The following is a 20,604-nucleotide window of genomic DNA, read 5'->3' on the forward strand; positions in this document are numbered from 1 at the left end:
ACACCTCCTTGCTAAAATACCAAAAATATCACGTTAAAATGCCTATATTTTAACACTAAAGATTATAGACTAGCCAAGGCCTCAGTGTCAAGAAATATACTTGTTGATAGTTTCTGTGTATTGTGGATAATTTTGTAGACAAAAGGTCCTATTTGATAAAAATCTGTTGATAACTTATATAGTTTTTGATAATATAAAACATGACAAGATATCCACATATTCTTTCTAATCTCATTTTTATCTACATAAAGTAAAAGTTATTCACAAAAACGTAGCTTTATGCACACTTTTATCCACACCACTTAATAACTCTATTATACTTGATGAATACAAGACTGCGAAATACTTTTTATTTTGCTGTTGTATTTTTTTTTCGTTAAAACCCTTCTTTTTCAAAATAAGTTATTCACATGTGTTAATAAGTCTGTGGATAACTTATTAGACTGTTAATTAAATTTGTTGATAGAGTGATTATAATTCAAATAATTCTTTTAACTTTAGTCTTTATTTTATGTTTGATAAAGCATTTTCATTATTATTGTGTTTTATCTTTTTATATGACTTTATATTATTTGTATAGCACAGAAAGGATTGAATGTATGGACGATACCCTACAAGCAACAATCGTATGGGAACAGGTATTAAAAAAATTAGAACAAGAATTATCAAAGCTAATGATTGATACTTGGCTAAAGCCCACCATCCCCCTAAAACTAACCGATACCACATTTGAAATTGGAACTCCCAAACAAATCATTAAAGAATGGCTTGAATCCCGCTATCTTCCTATCATTTCATCTACAGTCCAATTTATTACGAATAAACCCTTAACGATAATTTTTATTAATTTAGATATAGATGATGAAACAACTGCATCTCCTGCATCTCAAGAAACAACTCCGGCAATCGTCCCATCCCAGCTGCTATTAGAAGCAGAAATCGACAAAAAACCTGATTTTGTGCAAACGAGTATGTCCACAGCCAAACAACCTCATATCTATAAACCATCTTCTGAATCTGACCAAAATTTTTCCTTAAATCAAAATCCAGCAGAAGAATCAATGGCAATATTAAATCCTAAATATATTTTTGAAACTTTTGTTATTGGTAATTCTAACCGTTTAGCGCATGCTGCATCCTTAGCCGTTGCCGAGGCACCAGCCAATGCATACAATCCTTTTTTTGTTTATGGCGGTGTTGGACTAGGAAAAACTCATCTTATGCACGCCATTGGTCACCGTATTTTAAAAAATCACCCACATCTAAAATTGCTTTATATCTCTAGTGAAAAATTCACCAATGAGTTAATCAATTCCATTCGGGATGGTAATCCAGAAAGCTTTCGTCAAAAATACCGTAACATTGATGTTCTCTTAGTTGACGATATTCAATTTTTAGCAAAAAAAGAACATACCCAGGAAGAATTTTTCCATACTTTTAATACGTTACATGAAGCAAATAAGCAGATTATCATGTCAAGCGATCGACCGCCTCGCGAGATTCAAACTTTAGAAGATCGACTGCGATCTCGCTTTGAAATGGGTCTTATCACTGATATTCAGCCTCCGGATTTGGAAACACGAATTGCCATTCTACGTAAAAAAGCAATTATGGAACATTTGAATGTATCCAACGACGTTATGGTGTATATCGCAAGCCGTATTGATAATAATATTCGAGAACTGGAAGGTGCATTAATCAGAGTGATGGCTTATGCTTCCCTAACGAACCAGAATATTGATATCGATCTGGCAACAGAGGCATTAAAAGACATTTTTCCTCATGGTAAGCCTAAGCAAATTACGGTAGAGCTGATTCAAGAAACCATCGCTTCTTACTTCAAACTAAAAATTGATGAATTACTGGCTAAAAAACGGACTCGAAATGTTGCATACCCTAGACAGATTGCCATGTATTTATCCAGAGAACTAACAGAGACTTCACTTCCGAGGCTTGGAGAAATGTTTGGCGGACGTGATCACACAACGGTCATTCATGCTTATGACAAAATCAGCCGTGAACGTAATGCAGATATTAAATTAAGCAATACAATTAAGGAATTAATTAAACGAATTGAAAATACTTAATATCTTTATTCGCTTATATGTCACAAAAAGTGCTATTTTACTCACATAATTCACTCTTTCTTTGGCGATACGTGTATAACTCTGTTAGTAACAGTAGGACTAGCCTGTACATTATTTGTTGATAATTTATGAACAGTAAAAAGCTGTGGATTTGTGGATAACCCCTATAGTACTTACTGACACGTTATTAACAAGCGTTTTTTATTGTGCATAAGGCAATTTTAGAGTTATTAACATATCTACACCCCCTACTACTATTACGACTATTTTATTAATATATATATTATTTAGTATTAATATACCGAATGGAGGACTAAAAATGAAAATCTCCTGCACAAAGGAGCAATTAAACCACGCTGTACAAACAGTACAAAAGGCTCTTGCCACTAAAACTCCAATGCCTATTTTGACAGGTATCTATTTATCTGCCTTTGAAGATAAATTAGAATTACAAGCAACGAATTATGAAATTGGCATTAGCTGCATTATTGAAGCCACAATTGAAGAACCAGGTACAGTAGTAATCTCTGGACGATATTTTCAAGAATTAGTTCGTAAATTACCAGGAGAAATCATTGAAATTTCTTCAAGTGCAGAAGACAGAACCATTCAAATTACTTCGAATCAAGCTCAATTTAATTTATTAAGCTTGCCAGCAGAAGAATTTCCTGTATTAAAAAAGCCAACGAGTGATACCGTGATAAATGTTAAAGATAATATATTAAGAGAACTGATCAAGAAGACTGTTTTTGCTTGCTCTACTGATGAATCCCGTCCCATTTTTACTGGCGGTTTACTTGAAATCAACCAGCATGAGGTAAATATGGTAGCTACCAACACTCATCGCTTAGCAATAAAAAAAGACCATCTTGGTCATAATACAGATAGCATCAAAATGATTATTCCTGCTAAGATATTGAATGAATTAGCACGCATTATGATTTCAGATGTTCCTATGGATGTAACAATTTATTGTCAAAAGAATCAAGTATCCTTTGCGTTTGATAATATCTATATCATTTCTCGTCTAATTGAAGGACAATTTCCCGACTATAATAAAGTAATTCCCCCTAGTTTTGCTACTACCATCACTATTGATACTCATGCATTTATGGATGCAGTGGAACGTGTCTCCTTATTAGCAAGAGATGGCGATTATAATATTATTAAATTGGCTTTTAAAAATGATTGTGTTATTATTACATCTAACAACCCTGATATCGGTAAAGCATGTGAAACAGTAACAACAACCGTTCAAGGTAATGAAGTTGAAATTGCTTTTAATGCAAAGTATGTTACGGATATTTTAAAAAACATTAGCAGTGAACAACTCATATTCTCTTTGAATACACCTCTTAGTCCTGCAAGTATTAAACCGATTGATGATGAAACTTACAACTATATCATTACGCCTGTGAGGACAAATTAAATGGAAGAAATAGGAATATCTACAACTACTATTCAGCTTGATCAATTTTTAAAATGGGCAGGGATTATTGAATCTGGTGGACAAGTCAAATTATTGATTGAAGACGGTCTTGTCTTTATAAATGGCACCCAAATTCATGAACGACGTAAAAAAATACAACCTGGTGATATAGTTGAAATTACAGATATTGGAAAATGGAAAGTAACGACTGAATAAAAGGTGTTACCATGAAAGTTAATAAAATAATTCTGAGAAACATTCGAAATTATGTAAACCTTTCCTTAGATTTTACCCAAGGAATTAATATATTTATTGGGCAAAATGCGCAAGGGAAAACCAATATCCTCGAATCCATTTACTATGGTGCAATGGGGCGCTCTCATCGTACGAATGTAGATGCTGAGCTGATTCGTTGGCAGCAGGAAGATGGCAGTATTACAATTGTATTTTCCCGCATGAATATTGAAAATAGCTTGGTCATGAAGCTGAGTAACAGTCAGAAAAAAGAAATCATATCAAATCATTATGCAATAAAACCTCGGGAACTCATTGGTTTACTGAATGTTGTATTATTTTCTCCTGAAGATTTAATGCTAATAAAAGGGATGCCTGCTATGCGTAGGCGTTTTTTAGATATAGAGATTTCACAAGCAAATCCAAGCTATTACCAGCAACTATTAAAATATAATCGCATTGTTTCCCAACGAAACAACTTGTTAAAAAAGATCAGAGAAAATAAAGATAAACCTGACATGTTAGATGCTTGGGATGAACAGTTGGCTGTCGCAGCTAGTAAAATCGTCACAAAAAGACAAGAGGCAGTTAAGAAATTAGCCATGCTTGCGAATTTAATGCATCGCAAAATAACTGCAAGTAAAGAGAATTTGACTCTTGTGTATCATAAGCATGAAATTACCGAAACGGGAGCTGAAAATCTGATAAAAGAATATAAGGCTAAATTTGTGCAGCAGCGACAAAACGATATTTGGCGTGGCAGCACAAGTATCGGACCTCATAAAGATGATTTAATTCTCACTGTGAATGGTATAAATTTAAGAACATTTGGCTCCCAAGGTCAACAACGTACAGGAGTCTTGTCATTAAAATTAGCAGAGTTGGAATTTATTAAATCAGAAACGGGAGAATACCCTATTTTGTTACTGGATGATGTAATGAGTGAATTAGATGCAACACGCCGGGAACATTTATTAGTTTTTATCAAAGATCGTGTCCAAACCATCATTACGGCCACGGAAGAAAAGTATTTTCCAGATTGGGAATTTGGAAAATATTTTCATGTAGAAAATGGTACTATAGTGGAGTGATTGCTATGCAAAAAATGAAAGATATAGTATCGAATACGATCAGAAATTTAGGCTTACAGAAGCCATATAACGACCAATCTGTTATTATACATTGGTCAGAAATCGTCGGTGATGATATCGCTGCCAATGCATACGCTCGTTCTGTTCAGCAAGGAACTCTAATGGTTAGTGTGAATAGTTCTGTATGGTCTCATCATTTATCCATGATGAAAGAAAGCATTATTGATAAAATAAATCAATTTATTGGCTATAAACTTATTTTTGATATTCGTTTTCAAGCAGGATATTTTAGTAATTCCCAGAATGAAGAAGATACTGCTATAAATACAATACCTAATATAAAATACCAATTAAGTAAGGTTAAATTAGATGAATATGATGTACAAACTATGCAGGAAACCAGTAATCGTATAAGTGATAAATATTTAAAGCAAAAAATATTGCGCATTATGCGTAAGGATTTTGCTTTAAAAAAAATAAAAAAACAGCATAACTGGCACCAGTGTGCCAGTTGTACTGTTTTATGTCCGCCGGAAGAAATCTATTGTACTGCTTGTACACTTAATAAAAAGCAAAAATTACTGTATACTATTATAAATACTCTAAAAGAAATACCATGGATACGCTATGCTGAATTATATGAACATATTACTTGTACAGAAGAGGAATTTCAGCAAGCTAAATATACATTAACTGCATTCATTAGCCGAGATATCCAAGAAGGAGATAATGATAAATTTAAAATAATGAGTTTTATAATGCTAACTACAGGAGCTAAGATTGAAGCTGTAAATGATGCAATTATCAATAAAACCTTAGAAAAATTCAGGAGGAAAAAGTAATGTTTTTACACCTGGGAGCCGATATGGTCGTTCCTTTGCGTGATGTTATTTCTATTACTGATCTAAAATCAAAACGATCAGGTATTAATAAAGAATTTATTAAGAAAATGCGCGATGAGAAAAAGGTTTTTGATGTTTCAGAAAATGATCCCAAGAGTTTTATTATTACTACGAATAAAGTATATCTGTCTGCTATTTCATCTTTAACATTAAAGAAAAGGGCAATTGATTTTCATATCTATGAAAATATTTAAGATAGATCATATAAAAGATGTTTTATAACACTCTATGAGTTGATTTTAAGTTGGAGGTTAGCAATGAGTAATGAGGAAGAAGTTTTAGGCAATGGTAATTATGGGGCGGAACAAATACAAGTATTAGAAGGTTTAGAAGCTGTACGTAAACGCCCAGGAATGTATATTGGCAGTACTTCAGCCAGAGGATTGCATCATCTGGTTTATGAAGTGGTTGATAATAGTATTGATGAAGCATTGGCTGGATATTGTGATAAAGTAGATGTAACGATTTGCCAAGATAATAGTATTATTGTGTCGGATAATGGTCGTGGTATTCCTGTAGGTATGCATGAAACTGGCAAACCGGCGGTAGAAGTAGTTTTAACAGTGCTGCATGCCGGGGGTAAATTTGGCGGCGGTGGCTATAAAGTTTCCGGCGGACTCCATGGAGTAGGTATATCGGTAGTAAATGCTCTTAGTACATATTTAGATATCCAAGTAAAAGTGGATGGAAAAATTCATCAAATTGGTTTTGAACGCGGTTATACTGCTAAACCTTTAACAGTAATTGGAGAAACGGAAGAAACAGGGACTACAGTTAAATTTAAACCTGATGCTGAAATTTTTGAAGAGTTAGTGTATAGTTACGATACCTTAAAGCAGCGTTTAAGGGAGTTAGCCTTTTTAAATAAGGGAATTACCATTAATTTGACAGATGAACGTACAGAAACTCACGAAGTGTTTTTCTATGAAGGCGGTATCTGTTCTTTTGTTGATCATTTAAATAAAAATAAGACAGTACTGCATACCGATCCTATTTTTGTAGTAGGAAAACGAGATACCAGTGTTGTGGAGATTGCTTTACAGTATAATGAAAGTTATGTAGAAAATATTTTTAGTTTTGTTAATAATATAAATACTCAAGAGGGTGGCACTCATCTTAGTGGTTTTAAAATTGCATTAACAAGAACGGTCAATGATTATGCACGTAAATTGAATATATTAAAAGATAATGATGAAAATTTAAGTGGTGAAGATGTACGAGAAGGTCTGACGGCAGTTATCAGCTTAAAAATTGAGGAACCGCAATTTGAAGGACAAACGAAAACAAAGCTAGGTAATAGTGATGTAAGAGGGATTGTGGATAGCATTGTCTCTGATCGATTAAGTGAGTTTTTCGAAGAAAATCCGGCTATTACTAAAAAAATTATTGAGAAATCCGTAATGTCAGCTCGGGCTAGAGATGCAGCCCGTAAAGCCAGGGAATTGACTCGTAGAAAAAATGCATTGGAAATAAGTTCTTTACCTGGGAAATTGGCAGATTGCTCAATGAAAGATCCTATGCAGACAGAAATTTATCTAGTTGAAGGAGATTCAGCAGGTGGTTCTGCCAAGCAAGGACGGGATCGCCGATTCCAAGCTATATTGCCTTTGCGTGGTAAAATATTAAATGTTGAGAAAGCTCGTTTAGATAAGATACTCAATAGTGATGAAATTAGAGTTATGATTACTGCTTTTGGTAATGGTATTGCAGAAGATTTTGATTTAGAAAAAAGTCGCTATGGTAAAATTATTATAATGACAGATGCTGATGTTGATGGTGCTCATATTCGTACCTTGTTATTAACGTTCTTTTATCGTTACATGAAGCCTCTCATTGAAGCTGGTCGTATTTATATAGCTCAGCCGCCTTTATATTTAGTGAAAAAGGGGCGTGAGAGCTGGTATTTATACAGTGATGATGAAATGAGTAAATTATTAGCTCGTATTGGCAAAGACAATATTAATGTACAGCGTTATAAAGGTCTTGGAGAAATGAATGCTGATCAGCTATGGGAAACTACGATGAATCCTGAAGGTAGAACTCTTTTACAAGTAGAATTAGGTGATGCTTTGGCTGCTGATGAGATGTTTACAATTCTTATGGGTGACAAGGTAGAACCTAGGCGTAAATTTATTGAAGATAATGCCCATGATGTACGAAATTTGGATACGTGATAGGTAAGTAAAAATAAGGAAGGCCGATTATCTGTATTAGATAATTAGCCTTCCTACTTTTAAAGTAATTGTTCTTGGGTTACGTTGTTAAGGAGGAGTCTTATGCGCATTGTAGTGATTGATGGACAAGGCGGCGGTATGGGAAAAGTCATTATTGAAAAAATAAGAAAAGAATTTAAAGAGCAAATTGATATTTTGGCGTTAGGTACAAATGCGCTGGCAACTTCAGCTATGCTGAAAGCAGGAGCAAATGAAGGTGCTACCGGAGAAAATGCAATTGTACATAATTGTAAGGATATTGATTGTATCATAGGATCATTGAGTATTATTATGGCAAATTCAATGCTTGGAGAACTTACGCCGAAAATGGCAGAAGTGATAACGACTAGTAAGGCGCGAAAGATATTAATACCTTTATATCGCGGGAATATTGATATTATTGGATTAAAAACAGAGCCGCTGCCTCATTTAGTAGATGGTGTACTGCTTGAAATTAAAAAGCATTTAGGAGGGGATAAAGCATGTGTGAAGCTAACGTTTATGTAATGAATAAAAATGTGGAGGAATTACTCTTAGAAAGAGTCGATACCATTATTCCTAAGGATAGAGAAATCTATCTTGAAAATATTTTTGGTGAACGCAAAACCATAGAAGCCCGTATTAAAGAATTACATTTAGTGGACCATAAAATTATCCTAGAGCGTTTTGCGAAAGAATAAATGATGTTCTATAGACAAAGAAACCTGGGATATCTCTGCGCCCTTGTGTTCCTTTTGTTTTAAATTATAATATGCATAGGCGGCTAGAATTTTTAGATCTAGCCGCCTATGCATATTATAATTTATACTTTTTTAGTACAACGATAAGAGGATACCCGATGGCAAATACAATAATTGCTTCACTAAATCCAATGGATAATATTGTAAACCAGAAGGGCATAGCATATAATATAGAAAGATAGCCGCCAACAATAAATGCATTGACGATAATTGGGGATACATATGCCCAGATAGTACTTCTAAATCGATAGGTAAGCCAAGCTGCAATGAGTGTGGCCAGACTACCGCCAAATATATCCCAAACACCCAGCCCACCAAAGATATTAGCAATTAAAGTGCCGATAAATAAACCGTAGATAGCTTCAGGATAAAGAATGGGCAGCACGGTAAGTGCTTCGCTAAGTCGAAATTGTAAAGGGCCATAGGAAATGGGTGCTAGTGCATATGTAATACTTATATATAAAGCGGCAATCATAGTAGCACGTAGAATAAAATGGGTATTCATAAAGACCTCCATTGATAATAGATTGAATTTTAATTATAGTATATAGAGTTAAAATAAACCAGAAAAGTTTCGATAAAGACAAATATAGAATAAAAACAAACATATGTTCCTAAAAAAATTGTGGATTTCCATATAGGAATGGTATAATACAACGAGAATAAATAAAAAAAGAATTAGGTGGTAAACATTGTCTAAACGTCATATAAGCGATATAGAAGATAATAATCAAAGTATTGTTAATCCAAGGCTCCGCTCTGAGGTATTGGGTATCTTTCTTTTGGCAGCAGGGATTATTTCAATTATTAGTTTACTAGATTTTAATACTGGCTCCATCGGGCTATATCTATCTAAGTTTTTAAAATACTCTTTTGGATTAGGAGCCTTTGTTATTCCTTTATTAATGATCATTATTGGTGGCTTTTATATCAAGAAAGATCAAGGTATTGTGTATAGTATTCGTTTTTGGGGGCTAGCGCTGCTATATATATCTTTGTTAGCATTAACCCATCATTTTTTAATTTTTGAAAACAGAGAAATACTTCCAGAAAGTTTAGCCAGTGGAGGCGGCTTGATTGGTGGTATGATATTATTTATACTGCGTAAATTTTTTGGATTTTATGGTGCTTTTATTATATTAATTGCTTCGAGTTTATGTGGTATTTTAATTGCTACAACATGGTCATTATATCAAACTTATTTAGCGGCTAAAGAAAGAACGCAGCAGGGATTGTCTACTGCATATGAACAAATTGAAAAAGTCGGCAGCTTTTATAATCAGGAGAAGGATAAACAGTTCTTAAGAAAAAAGAATAAAGAAGAACAAGAAGAGCTGGATGAAGAGATAGCAGCGATTACTGGCAGACCTTTAATTGACAGTTTATTAGAACAGGCTGCTCATCAAGAAGCAGAGGAAGCCAGCTACAAGGCAAGAAGAGAAGAGCCTGCTTCGAAGGTACGAGAAAATGTTGTTGAATTAAAACATAAGCAAAATAATAAGGGGAAAATAGAGGACAATCATTCGATTATAGAACCAGAGAGTACCTTTGTTGCAGGATATGTATTGCCGCCACTATCAATATTACAAAAATCTACGAATCAAACGGATAGTAAACGAGCAAAAGAAGTAGCCAATAATGCTAAAATCCTTGAGAGTACTCTGGAAAGTTTTAATGTCAAAGCGAAAATGATCCATATTAGTCAAGGACCTACTGTAACCCGCTATGAATTAGAACCTGCCCCTGGTGTAAAAGTTAGTAAAATTGTTAATTTAGCAGATGATATTGCTTTGAGTCTTGCTGCATCGGGAGTGCGTATTGAAGCGCCAATTCCAGGTAAAGCAGCCATTGGTATCGAAGTTCCCAATAAAGTTCTAGCAAGTGTTCCTTTGCGGGATGTGTTAGAAAGTAACGAATTTTTGAAAGCAACCTCAAAATTAGTGGTGGCTTTAGGGAAGGATATCGCAGGGCAGACTGTGACAGCTGATTTGGGGAAAATGCCTCATTTATTAGTGGCTGGTTCAACAGGCTCTGGTAAGAGTGTATGTATTAACACATTGTTAACCAGTATATTGTTTAAAGCAACTCCTCAGGAAGTACGCCTTATTTTAATTGATCCTAAAGTGGTTGAATTGACGAATTATAATGGTCTGCCTCATTTATTAACACCTGTAGTGACGGATGCACAAAAAGCTGCATCTGCCTTGCGCTGGGCAGTACAAGAAATGGAGCGACGTTATGAAATGTTTGCTGCTGCCGGAGTGCGTGATATCGGGAGATATAATGATTTAATTGATAGTTTTCCAGTTGGCGAGGGTTCTAGTGGTGAAAAAATCCCTTATATTTTAATTATTATTGATGAGTTGGCAGATTTGATGATGGTCTCGCCAGTTGATGTAGAGGATGCTATTATCCGCTTAGCTCAAAAAGCTCGAGCAGCTGGTATTCATATGGTATTAGCGACGCAGAGACCCTCTGTAGATGTAATTACGGGCTTAATTAAAGCCAATGTACCATCTAGAATTGCTTTTGCTGTATCATCCCAAATTGATTCCCGAACCATATTGGATATGGCAGGAGCAGAAAAGTTGCTAGGCAAAGGCGACATGCTGTTTTATCCTATCGGCATGTCTAAGCCTCTTAGAGTACAAGGTGCGTTTATTGCTGATAGTGAAGTAGAAGAACTTACAGAATATATCAAAAAGCAGGTAGAGCCTCCTGAATATATGGAGGGAATTACTGCTTGTGAAAATTTGAAGAAAGAAGAGAATGGTTCTAATCTTTTTGAAGATGAGTTATTTGAAGAAGCTGTGCGCATTATTATGGAGCTAAATCAGGCATCAGCATCCATGCTGCAAAGAAAATTCCGGATTGGCTATACAAGAGCGTCTCGCTTAATTGATACAATGGAAGAAATGAAAATTATTGGTCCGAATATGGGAAGCAAACCCCGGGATATCATCATGACTTATGATCAGGTATGTGAACGTTATTTTAATGATGCGGCCCAATCTAGTAATACGGATTCAGAATAGATGAGGTGGTAGGTTTGCCAGGTCGATATAAGCAGATCACTAAAAAAGTAGGTCTTCCTCCCGGTACTCTTTTGCATATCGGTTCAACTCGAAGCGAAAAAGTAAAAATAAGAATGTTGTGTTATAGTAGTGAGCATTGGAATGAGAAAGAATTTGATAAAGTTGATGAATTATTAGAGAATAAGAGTATCACAGATAAGTGTTGGATACATATCAGCGGTGTTCATGTTGTGAGCATGATTGAAAAAATCGGAGCTGCATTTCATATACATTCTTTAGTATTAGAAGATATCGTCAACACCAACCAACGTCCTAAAATGGAAGATAACAAAGAATACTTATATATTATTGTCAAAATGATTCATTGCTATGATAATAAGAATATCGATTTTGAGCAAGTTAGCTTGATTGTAGGCAGTAATTATATATTGTCTTTTCAAGAAAATGATAATGATACATTTGAAAAGATTCGAGAACGAATGAAAAGCACTACAGGTAAAATAAGAAGTAAAGGTGTAGATTACCTTGCCTATGCTTTACTCGATTGTATTGTAGATAATTACTATGTTGCTCTTGAATATTTAGGAGATAAAATTGAAGTATTAGAAAATAAAATTATTGTACATCCTCAGCCTAAGGTTTTAAAAGAAATACATACGTTAAAAAATGAAATGTTATTTGTGAGAAAAGCCGTCTGGCCTCTGCGAGAAATTATAAATGTTTTGTCTCGGGGAGATTCTGTCTTATTCACAAAAGACACTCTTATTTATATTAGAGATGTGTATGACCACATGATACAAGTAATTGATAGTATTGAAATGTATCGGGATATGGTTACGGGGATGCTTGATCTTTATCTTTCTAATGTAAGTTTTAAAACGAATGAAGTCATGAAAGTCTTAACAATTATCGCTACCATTTTTATTCCCCTCACTTTTATTGTAGGTTTATATGGTATGAATTTTAAATATATGCCAGAGCTGGAATGGAAGTGGGGCTATCCGGCGATTCTAATAATTATGGCCTTTATTAGCGGATGTATGATCGTATATTTTCGCAGAAAGAAATGGATGTAAGCCTTTATAATTCATAAAAGTCGCACCTTATCACAAGGTACGACTTTTTATTATAAATTTATATATAGGTTTGCCCTATATTAAGGCAAATCCAATTTAATACCGAAATATTGGCTGGTTAATTTTAACCAGGATCGGCTGGCAAAGGATAGATAGCGATCTTTTTTCCAGATCATTCCCAGATGCCAAGGTACCATGGGTTCTGCTAAGGATACGGTTTTGATTTTGGCAGGGTCAAGTTCCTTGCAAATCGTTCGTGGTAATATGGCAATTCCTAAATTAATAGCAACCATTTCAAAGATAAAGTCCCATTGGGAGCTTTCACAAATAATTTTAGGATCAAAGCCACTTTGAATACAGCGATTTACGATACGACCATGAAGAGTAAAATCTTCCCGCAATAGGATAAAGGATTCATTTTTTAATTCAGTAAGCTCCACATTGGATCGATTCGCTAATTCGTGATCAGGATGAACAATGAGCATTAGAGGCTTTTTGACGAAAGGAAACATTTCAAAGTTATTCTCATTAACGGGTAATGCAACCATACCAATATCCAGGCTGCCATCTTCTATTCCATCTTCTACTTTTTTAGAACCTACTTCAATTAGACTAAGAGAGATTTGAGGATATAGCCTCGTATAATCAGCAATGATCTTGGGGAAAAACCTGGCACCTACCATTGGAGGCAATCCGATTACAAGAGTACCCTTTTTTAAGTTAATTACATCAGCTAATTCTGATGTTAGATTTTGGAAAGAGGTTACAATTTGTTGGGATTGGTGGAGAACAGCTCTGCCTGCATCCGTTAATTCAATTTGTTTTGCGGAGCGATAAAATAAGGTTGTTCCTAATTCATCTTCCAAAATTTTAATCATCTTACTAATTGACGGTTGTGTTATGTGTAATGAACGAGCTGCTTTGGTAAAACTACGGTGCCTGGCTACTTCAATAAAATAAGTTAAATGGCGTACATCCATCTTTCGATCTCCTTTTTATTATAAGATGTGCAGAAATGATATAGTAGGGTACTATAGTTTTTAAGAATAGGTTATATTATAATTATAATATAAAATAACAGTAAATGTGTAATAAAACGCAAAGAATTTAAACATTTAAAGTATTTAGTATTTTACAGATTAAATATAATATAAAAGTGTATAATACTATGGTATAATAATAAAGAAAAAAAATGATCAAAGTGAGGGAATTTTTTTGAAAAAGGCAATTATCGAATTGGATAAAGGTAAAATTACAATAGAATTATTTGAGAAAGATGCACCGAAAACAGTAGCTAATTTTGAAAAATTAATTACAGAAGGTTTTTATAATGGTATTTCGTTTCACCGTGTAATCAAAGGTTTTGTGGCTCAAGGTGGCTGCCCAAATGGTACAGGTACGGGTGGTCCTGGTTATACAATTCCTTGTGAAACCAAAGATAATCCTCGTATTCATGAACGTGGCTCTTTGTCCATGGCTCATCGTGGACCTAATACAGGAGGCAGTCAATTTTTCATTGTGTATGAACCGCAACCTCATTTAGATGGTGTACATACTGTGTTTGGTAAAGTAATTGAAGGTATGGATGTTGTTGATTTAATCACTGAAGGTGATATTATGAATAAGGTTACAGTGATTGAAGAATAGAAGCTAAGAATGTACCCAAATTGCGGATATGTGTTTTAGGGTGGGGGAACATCAATTGATGTAATCTCACTTTTTATTTTAATATATGACTAGAATTTATAAAGTTTAGTAGGTAAAATATAATATATTATGAACCACAAAGGCGCAATGCCGCTGGCGCGGCACACAAAGGAGTACACAAAAACCCTTTGTGTCCTTTGCGTCTTTGTGGTTCAAATTGTTTATAATGTTTTTAAAAGATTTGTCAGCGAGGTTTTATAGGAGGTAAATTTATTTTGGAAAATATTAGTATGGATATGATTTTATTTTTAATGGGAGCTGGATTTATCGCTGCATTCATTGATTCTGTAGTCGGTGGAGGAGGATTAGTATCTTTACCAGCTTTACTGCTTACGGGATTGCCGCCAACCATCGCATTAGGCACTAATAAAATGGCAAGTGTAATGGGAAGTTTTACGAGTACGATTTCATTTATGCGGTCAGGCAAGATCAACCTTGAAATTATTAAATATTTATTTCCTCTTTCCTTTATTGGATCGGCATTTGGTGTTATTGCCGTTCAGCAAATACCATCCCAATTTTTGAAACCATTGGTAGTTGTTATGCTAGTAGTGGTTACTATTTATACTTTTACCAAAAAAGAATGGGGAGATGTATCAACCTATGATGGTATGAGTAAAAGGACAGCATACTTGAGTGGCATAGTTGCTTTTTCCATTGGTTTTTATGATGGCTTTTTCGGACCAGGAGCAGGTTCTTTTTTTATTTTTGCCTTTTTAATGATTGGGTTTGATTTCGTAATGGCAGCTGGTAATTCGAAAGCTTTAAATTTTGCTAGTAATATTGCAGCTGTTTTTACTTTTGTCTATTTTGACTCTATTAACTATTATTATGCTATACCTATGGGGTTCGCCATGATTCTTGGTGCATTGGCAGGTTCTAGATTAGCGATAAAAAAAGGCGCTGCTTATGTGCGCCCACTGTTTTTATTTATGTCAGTTGTCTTAATTAGTAAGCAGTTATGGGATGTCTTGCGTTAAAGATTGGCAGCTGGGGGTTAGATATTTGACTCCATCCTTATTCTTAATGGGAAATAAAATATAAAAGGTAGTGCCATGGGGACCGGTTATTGGCTGTATGGTGGCATTATGTCGGTTGGCAATGCTATAACAAACTGCCAATCCTAGTCCAGTACCCTTTTCCTTCGTAGTGAAAAACGGCGTACCAATTTTTTTCATAATGTTCTTTGGTATACCGTGACCTTCGTCTTGTATTGCTAAGGCCACGGTATTATCATAGGTAAAGGTTTGAATTGAGATTGTACCGCCTGATTCCATTGCATCCAATCCGTTGTTCACCAGATTAAGTATCAATTGACGAATTTCCTTTTCGTCCAGTTGCAAATTTGGAATTGTAGCTAAATCGTGGTGAATTGTTTTATTATCGACAATGGCATTGGCTTGCATTAAAGGCATAAGAGCTGTGATGATGCTATTTAAGTTTGTCTCTTTTAAGTGAACTGACTTATCTTTCGCTAAAGACAAAAATTCAGAAATAATAGAGTTTGCTCGATCAAGTTCATCAATCATGATATTGAAGAAAACAGTATTTTTTTTATTTTCTTTTTTTAAGGACATCATTTGGAGAAATCCCCGTACTGTGGTCATGGGATTTCGTACTTCATGTCCGATGCTAGCCGCCATTTCCCCTACTAAATTTAATCGATCGAGACGAGCCATTTCGGCTGTTAAATTTGTATAAGTTGTAATGTCTCGTGACGTCCATAAAGCACGTTCTACAGAACCGTCAATTCCTAATTCTGGTACGATACGGGCATGAAAATATCGAATGCCATTTAGACCTGGATATTCATATTCAAACACATTGGATTTTTTAGTTAGAAAAACCTCTTGGACATTTACTATCCAAAGATTTAGAGTATTTGGATCGCAGTTGGAAAGTTCATGCAAGGTCTTATCGATATATTCTTTGGCAGGTATTCCTGTTAGCTGAGTGATAGAAGAATTAATAAAAGTAATACGCATGGATTTATCAATTCGGGTAATAATATCAGGTGTATTTTCAATTAGTGCTTGAAATTCTTGGTGTTGGCGATATAGTTTTGCTTCTAGTTTTTTATGATCTGTAATATTCATTAAGGTATACAGGGCGGACTTAATCGTGTCTTCCTGATTGTATTCTGGTATGATCCTACATTGGTAATAATAATGCTCTCCCTGCTGATTAATGAAGTCAGACTCAAATAAGGCTTCCCTGCCAGTAGTAAAAGCATAGGAGAAGGAAGCTTCCCATAGTATGCAAAAGTTATGAGGCATGCCAGCTTCACGAAAAGTTTTACCAATAAAGTCTTGGGGAGATAGTCCAGTATCTTTAAAGATAACAGGATTGATATAAATATGTTGGCTTTTCGTATTGACACGAGCGACAATAAGAGGCAAATTCTCGATCAGTGTCTTATACTCTTCCTGATTTTGTCGTATGATTTGCTGATATTGAAGATGAAGAAGCTGAGGATTTTCCCGTGAATTAACTTCAGTATACAGGTCTGGCGTTTCTGTTATAAAATTTTCTTTTGCAGTTACATTAGTGGCCATGCATTATTATCCTTTCTATAAATAAATGGAAATATTTAACTTATTAAGGTATTCTATAAAATTTGTAAATTACCTTTAGGATCATAATGAAATGTAAAATAATTTTAATATAATCTAACAAGACCTAGTAGAATTAAGATCAACCCTGGCAAATAGGGAACTTTTTTTTTGAATTGTTCCGAAAGAAAATGTTTCGAGGCATAGATCCCAAATGTGATGACTAGGATTTGGATTAATCCCATTGTAATAGGAGTATAAAACGGCAAGGGATTTACTAAGGCTGCAGCGAAAATCGCTATCATATTGTCAATACCGAGAGCTAATCCAAGAAGTATGGCTTCAGTTGAGCTAATGTATTGAGAATGATCAACATCTGCCTTTTCTGGTTTGGCCATGATATTAATTACGAGGCGACCAACGGAAAAGGTGAGATTTGGAGAAGTGACTCCTGACTTTATAGGCTCTGATTGAACTTTTGCAGCAAAATATTCTTGAAATAAACTAAATAATCCCATGAGGGTGAGTAATAATGCACCTATAAGTACTGCTATTTTGGTATTTAACATTGTTCCTAATATATGAGCACTTCCCATGGCTAAACTAACGCATAGTGTTGTTGTTAATCCTACAATAAATAAAGAAATCCTAGATATAAAAATATTTTTTAATCCGTAGGAAATACCAGCAATAAAGCCATCAATACTTACAGCAAATCCTAAGAGTAATACATAGCACAACGTCATTTATATAGCCTCCTATAGGTAGAGTGGTTAGATAAGGTATCTCCAAATAATATATGGTGAAGGTTAATCTTTGGTGACGATGAAGCTTTTGTATTGTTATTCAAGGATTAGAAGGATTTTTTAAAAATATAGGGAAATTATATGGTATAATAAGAAGTTGAAGTAAGTGATTGACATACTACTCATAAAATAGTGTGAGTAGTATGGTTTTGCATTGGTATGAAAAAGACAAGTCCAGGAACTATCGCAATTTAAAATTGTGTTTTTGAGGTGAGAATGTGGATTTTGGTTTAGGTAAAGTATTGCCTGTAAGTATTGAACAGGAAATGAAAGGTTCTTATATTGATTATGCCATGAGTGTTATCACCATGCGGGCATTGCCCGATGTTCGGGATGGACTAAAACCTGTACATCGTCGCATTTTATATGCTATGCATGAAGCAGGGATGGCAGCGAATAAGCCTTATAAGAAATCAGCGCGTATTGTCGGTGAAGTGCTTGGTAAGTATCACCCTCATGGTGATAGTTCTGTATATCAGGCTATTGTACGTTTAGCCCAAGATTTTTCTACCCGTTATTTGATGGTAGATGGTCATGGTAATTTTGGTTCGGTTGACGGAGACTCTGCAGCCGCTATGCGTTATACTGAGGTTAGAATGTCTCGTATTGCAGAGGCTATGGTAGCTGATATTGAAAAAGATACAGTAGATTTTACCCCTAACTATGATGAATCGATGCAAGAGCCAACAGTGCTGCCAGCTAAGGTTCCTAACCTTTTGGTAAATGGTTCATCAGGTATTGCAGTAGGTATGGCTACGAATATCCCTCCTCATAATTTAAGAGAAGTCATTGATGCTCTGATTATGATGATCGACAATGCAGAGATTACCATCCCTGAATTGATGACAGCTATCAAAGGGCCTGATTTTCCTACGAGAGGTTTGATATTAGGTAAAGAAGGTATTTATTCTGCTTACACCACTGGTCGCGGTGTAGTTAAAATGCGTGCCCAGGCTCGTGTGGATAAAATGGCCAATGGCAAGCCTAGGATTATTGTTACGGAAATACCTTATCAGGTTAACAAAGCCACTCTGATTGAAAAAATTGCAGATTTGGTCAGAGATAAAGTAATCGATGGAATTACGGATCTTAGAGATGAGAGTGACCGTAGCGGCATGCGTATTGTAATTGAGCTAAGACGTGATATTAATGCGGATGTTATTTTAAATCAATTATATAAACATACGCAACTGCAAGATACTTTTGGCATTATTATGCTGGCCTTAGTGGAAGGACGACCAAGAGTACTGAACTTGCAAGAAATGTTGTACTATTATCTAGAACATCAAAAAATAGTGATTGTTCGTCGTACTAATTATGAGTTAGCGAAAGCAAAAGCTAGAGCTCATATTTTAGAAGGATTGAAAATTGCCCTTGACCACATTGATGCGGTTATAACAGCAATTAGACAATCCAAGACTGTTGATGTCGCTCGTGCAGCCTTAATCGAAGGTTTCGATTTGAGCGACAAACAAGCCCAGGCCATTTTAGATTTGCGTCTGCAACGTTTAACCGGCTTGGAGCGAGAAAAAATTGAAAATGAATATAAAGATGTATTAGAAACTATTGAATGGCTGGAGTCTGTTTTGGCTGATGATCAAAAAGTACTGAATATTATTAAAGAAGAATTATTGGATATTCGAAAACGTTTTGGTGATGATCGCCGCACAATTATCACAGATGATTTATCGAAATTGGCAGTAGAAGATTTAATTGCTGAGGAAGACATTGTACTTACGTTGACTCGTTCTAGCTATGTAAAACGTCTTCCGGTTGATACCTATCGGAATCAAAAACGAGGCGGACGTGGTGTCGCTGGTATGGGAACGAAAGAAGAAGATTTTGTAGAGCATCTATTTGTGACGACAACACATCATAATATTTTGTTCTTCACTAATCGAGGTCGGGTATATCGACTGAAGGGTTATGAAATACCTGAAGCAAGCCGTACCTCCAAAGGTACATCCATTATTAATCTATTGCCGTTAGAAGGACAAGAAAGAATCACGGCTGTGATTCCAATTAAAGCCTTTACGAATACGCGCTATTTATTTATGGCGACTGCAAAAGGTATAGTTAAGAAAACCGAATTAATGGATTTTGATACTGCAAGAAAAACAGGTTTGATAGCGATAACTTTAGATGAAGATGATGATTTGATTGGTGTTAAGCTGACAAATGGTGAGCAGTATGTTCTTATGGGAACTCGGGATGGACTTGCTATTTACTTCCCTGAAACCGATGTTCGCGATATGGGACGTACCGCCCGGGGTGTAAGAGGAATTCGTCTGCATGAAGGTGATAGTGTAGTTGGTATGGATACATTAAAACAAGAAGGCGAAGTATTGACCGTAACTGCTGAAGGTTATGGAAAACGTACCCCAGTTGATAGTTATCGAAACCAAAAACGTGGTGGTAAGGGTGTCATTAACACAAAAGTAACAGAAAAGACAGGTCAGGTTGTAGGCATTAAGGTAGTGCGTCCTGGTCAGGAATTGATGTTGATTAGCAGTGAAGGCATTGTCATACGTATTGATATTGACACCATATCCGTAATTAGCAGAAATACTCAAGGGGTTAAATTAATGAAAACTGGTGAGAATGATAAAGTTGTGGCCCTGGCTGCTGTGGAAAAAAAGGCAGATATTGATTAATTTATTAGGTAAAAACAGACAAGTATATATACTGGTTTGTTAGATCGTAGACAAAAAGGCTGCCTTAATTTTAAGGCA

At 35.2% G+C, this 20,604-nt stretch carries 18 protein-coding genes; 14 read left to right on the plus strand and 4 right to left on the minus strand.

Going from position 1 to position 20,604, the window contains the following annotated elements; genetic code table 11:
- Positions 1-599 precede the first annotated feature (599 nt).
- The 9 genes from dnaA (at position 600) to JBW_RS00045 (ending at position 8,636) form a co-directional block, all read left to right on the plus strand.
- Positions 600-2,087, plus strand: a complete 1,488-nt coding sequence (dnaA, locus tag JBW_RS00005) for a chromosomal replication initiator protein DnaA (protein WP_007954678.1) — start codon at positions 600-602, stop codon at positions 2,085-2,087.
- Between the two features lie 319 nt (positions 2,088-2,406).
- Positions 2,407-3,516 (plus strand): DNA polymerase III subunit beta, encoded by a 1,110-nt coding sequence (dnaN, locus tag JBW_RS00010; protein WP_007954676.1) that lies wholly within the window; start codon positions 2,407-2,409, stop codon positions 3,514-3,516.
- Positions 3,517-3,732, plus strand: a complete 216-nt coding sequence (locus JBW_RS00015) for an RNA-binding S4 domain-containing protein (RefSeq protein ID WP_007954674.1) — start codon at positions 3,517-3,519, stop codon at positions 3,730-3,732.
- An 11-nt stretch (positions 3,733-3,743) separates the two neighbouring features.
- Positions 3,744-4,841 carry a DNA replication/repair protein RecF gene (recF, locus tag JBW_RS00020; protein ID WP_007954671.1) on the plus strand — a complete coding sequence of 366 codons (1,098 nt, stop codon included), beginning with the start codon at positions 3,744-3,746 and terminating at the stop codon, positions 4,839-4,841.
- A 5-nt stretch (positions 4,842-4,846) separates the two neighbouring features.
- A complete protein-coding gene (locus JBW_RS00025) occupies positions 4,847-5,683 on the plus strand; it encodes a DUF721 domain-containing protein (protein WP_007954669.1) in 837 nt (278 codons plus the stop codon).
- Entirely contained in the window at positions 5,683-5,937 is a 255-nt protein-coding gene (gene remB / locus JBW_RS00030) for an extracellular matrix regulator RemB (protein WP_007936139.1), read from the plus strand. The genes JBW_RS00025 and remB overlap by 1 nt, the downstream gene beginning before the upstream one ends.
- Positions 5,938-6,000: 63 nt before the next feature.
- Entirely contained in the window at positions 6,001-7,917 is a 1,917-nt protein-coding gene (gene gyrB / locus JBW_RS00035; RefSeq protein WP_007954667.1) for a DNA topoisomerase (ATP-hydrolyzing) subunit B, read from the plus strand.
- Positions 7,918-8,019: 102 nt separating this feature from the next.
- Positions 8,020-8,463, plus strand: coding sequence for a DUF3842 family protein (locus JBW_RS00040; RefSeq protein ID WP_007954660.1), 444 nt, complete (start codon positions 8,020-8,022; stop codon positions 8,461-8,463).
- Entirely contained in the window at positions 8,439-8,636 is a 198-nt protein-coding gene (locus tag JBW_RS00045; protein ID WP_007954657.1) for a CooT family nickel-binding protein, read from the plus strand. Before JBW_RS00040 ends, JBW_RS00045 begins: the two co-directional genes overlap by 25 nt.
- Before the next feature lie 115 nt (positions 8,637-8,751).
- Here the strand turns inward: JBW_RS00045 and JBW_RS00050 are convergent, their stop codons facing one another.
- Complete coding sequence (locus tag JBW_RS00050) at positions 8,752-9,201, minus strand: QueT transporter family protein (protein WP_007954655.1); 450 nt, start codon at positions 9,199-9,201, stop codon at positions 8,752-8,754.
- Between the two features lie 187 nt (positions 9,202-9,388).
- On the opposite strand from JBW_RS00050, the gene JBW_RS00055 reads away from it, so the two are divergent.
- Both JBW_RS00055 and corA read left to right on the plus strand, forming a co-directional pair.
- Positions 9,389-11,731, plus strand: coding sequence for an FtsK/SpoIIIE family DNA translocase (locus tag JBW_RS00055; RefSeq protein WP_007954653.1), 2,343 nt, complete (start codon positions 9,389-9,391; stop codon positions 11,729-11,731).
- A gap of 5 nt (positions 11,732-11,736) precedes the next feature.
- Positions 11,737-12,807, plus strand: coding sequence for a magnesium/cobalt transporter CorA (corA, locus tag JBW_RS00060; RefSeq protein WP_235334103.1), 1,071 nt, complete (start codon positions 11,737-11,739; stop codon positions 12,805-12,807).
- A gap of 80 nt (positions 12,808-12,887) precedes the next feature.
- Here the strand turns inward: corA and JBW_RS00065 are convergent, their stop codons facing one another.
- The gene (locus tag JBW_RS00065) at positions 12,888-13,787 is read right to left on the minus strand and encodes a LysR family transcriptional regulator (protein WP_007954649.1); all 900 of its coding nucleotides are present in this window, start codon (positions 13,785-13,787) and stop codon (positions 12,888-12,890) included.
- Positions 13,788-14,022: 235 nt separating this feature from the next.
- Between JBW_RS00065 and JBW_RS00070 the strand changes: the two genes are divergently transcribed.
- The gene (locus tag JBW_RS00070) at positions 14,023-14,454 is read left to right on the plus strand and encodes a peptidylprolyl isomerase (RefSeq protein WP_007954647.1); all 432 of its coding nucleotides are present in this window, start codon (positions 14,023-14,025) and stop codon (positions 14,452-14,454) included.
- Positions 14,455-14,729: 275 nt separating this feature from the next.
- Positions 14,730-15,494: a sulfite exporter TauE/SafE family protein gene (locus JBW_RS00075; protein ID WP_007954645.1), complete on the plus strand. Its 765-nt coding sequence runs from the start codon at positions 14,730-14,732 to the stop codon at positions 15,492-15,494.
- On the opposite strand, the gene JBW_RS00080 is transcribed toward JBW_RS00075, so the two are convergent.
- Both JBW_RS00080 and JBW_RS00085 read right to left on the minus strand, forming a co-directional pair.
- Entirely contained in the window at positions 15,474-17,069 is a 1,596-nt protein-coding gene (locus tag JBW_RS00080) for a PAS domain-containing sensor histidine kinase (RefSeq protein ID WP_007954643.1), read from the minus strand. The two genes, JBW_RS00075 and JBW_RS00080, sit on opposite strands and share 21 nt — an antisense overlap.
- Positions 17,070-17,173: 104 nt before the next feature.
- Positions 17,174-17,812, minus strand: a complete 639-nt coding sequence (locus tag JBW_RS00085) for a manganese efflux pump (RefSeq protein ID WP_007954640.1) — start codon at positions 17,810-17,812, stop codon at positions 17,174-17,176.
- A 278-nt stretch (positions 17,813-18,090) separates the two neighbouring features.
- Between JBW_RS00085 and gyrA the strand changes: the two genes are divergently transcribed.
- A complete protein-coding gene (gene gyrA / locus JBW_RS00090; RefSeq protein ID WP_007954638.1) occupies positions 18,091-20,526 on the plus strand; it encodes a DNA gyrase subunit A in 2,436 nt (811 codons plus the stop codon).
- Positions 20,527-20,604: the final 78 nt, after the last annotated feature.

Origin of the sequence: Pelosinus fermentans JBW45 (genome assembly GCF_000271665.2) — a bacterium.
GTDB lineage: Bacteria > Bacillota > Negativicutes > DSM-13327 > DSM-13327 > Pelosinus > Pelosinus baikalensis.

Excerpts from the sequence above, each read along its gene's own strand:
- dnaA (WP_007954678.1), top strand. The coding sequence starts at position 600 with ATGGACGATACCCTACAAGCAACAATCGTATGGGAACAGGTATTAAAA.
- JBW_RS00065 (WP_007954649.1), bottom strand. The coding sequence starts at position 13,787 with ATGGATGTACGCCATTTAACTTATTTTATTGAAGTAGCCAGGCACCGT.
- JBW_RS00085 (WP_007954640.1), bottom strand. The coding sequence starts at position 17,812 with ATGACGTTGTGCTATGTATTACTCTTAGGATTTGCTGTAAGTATTGAT.
- recF (WP_007954671.1), top strand. The coding sequence starts at position 3,744 with ATGAAAGTTAATAAAATAATTCTGAGAAACATTCGAAATTATGTAAAC.
- remB (WP_007936139.1), top strand. The coding sequence starts at position 5,683 with ATGTTTTTACACCTGGGAGCCGATATGGTCGTTCCTTTGCGTGATGTT.
- JBW_RS00080 (WP_007954643.1), bottom strand. The coding sequence starts at position 17,069 with ATGGCCACTAATGTAACTGCAAAAGAAAATTTTATAACAGAAACGCCA.
- JBW_RS00015 (WP_007954674.1), top strand. The coding sequence starts at position 3,517 with ATGGAAGAAATAGGAATATCTACAACTACTATTCAGCTTGATCAATTT.
- JBW_RS00045 (WP_007954657.1), top strand. The coding sequence starts at position 8,439 with ATGTGTGAAGCTAACGTTTATGTAATGAATAAAAATGTGGAGGAATTA.
- gyrB (WP_007954667.1), top strand. The coding sequence starts at position 6,001 with ATGAGTAATGAGGAAGAAGTTTTAGGCAATGGTAATTATGGGGCGGAA.
- JBW_RS00050 (WP_007954655.1), bottom strand. The coding sequence starts at position 9,201 with ATGAATACCCATTTTATTCTACGTGCTACTATGATTGCCGCTTTATAT.
- JBW_RS00025 (WP_007954669.1), top strand. The coding sequence starts at position 4,847 with ATGCAAAAAATGAAAGATATAGTATCGAATACGATCAGAAATTTAGGC.
- dnaN (WP_007954676.1), top strand. The coding sequence starts at position 2,407 with ATGAAAATCTCCTGCACAAAGGAGCAATTAAACCACGCTGTACAAACA.
- JBW_RS00040 (WP_007954660.1), top strand. The coding sequence starts at position 8,020 with ATGCGCATTGTAGTGATTGATGGACAAGGCGGCGGTATGGGAAAAGTC.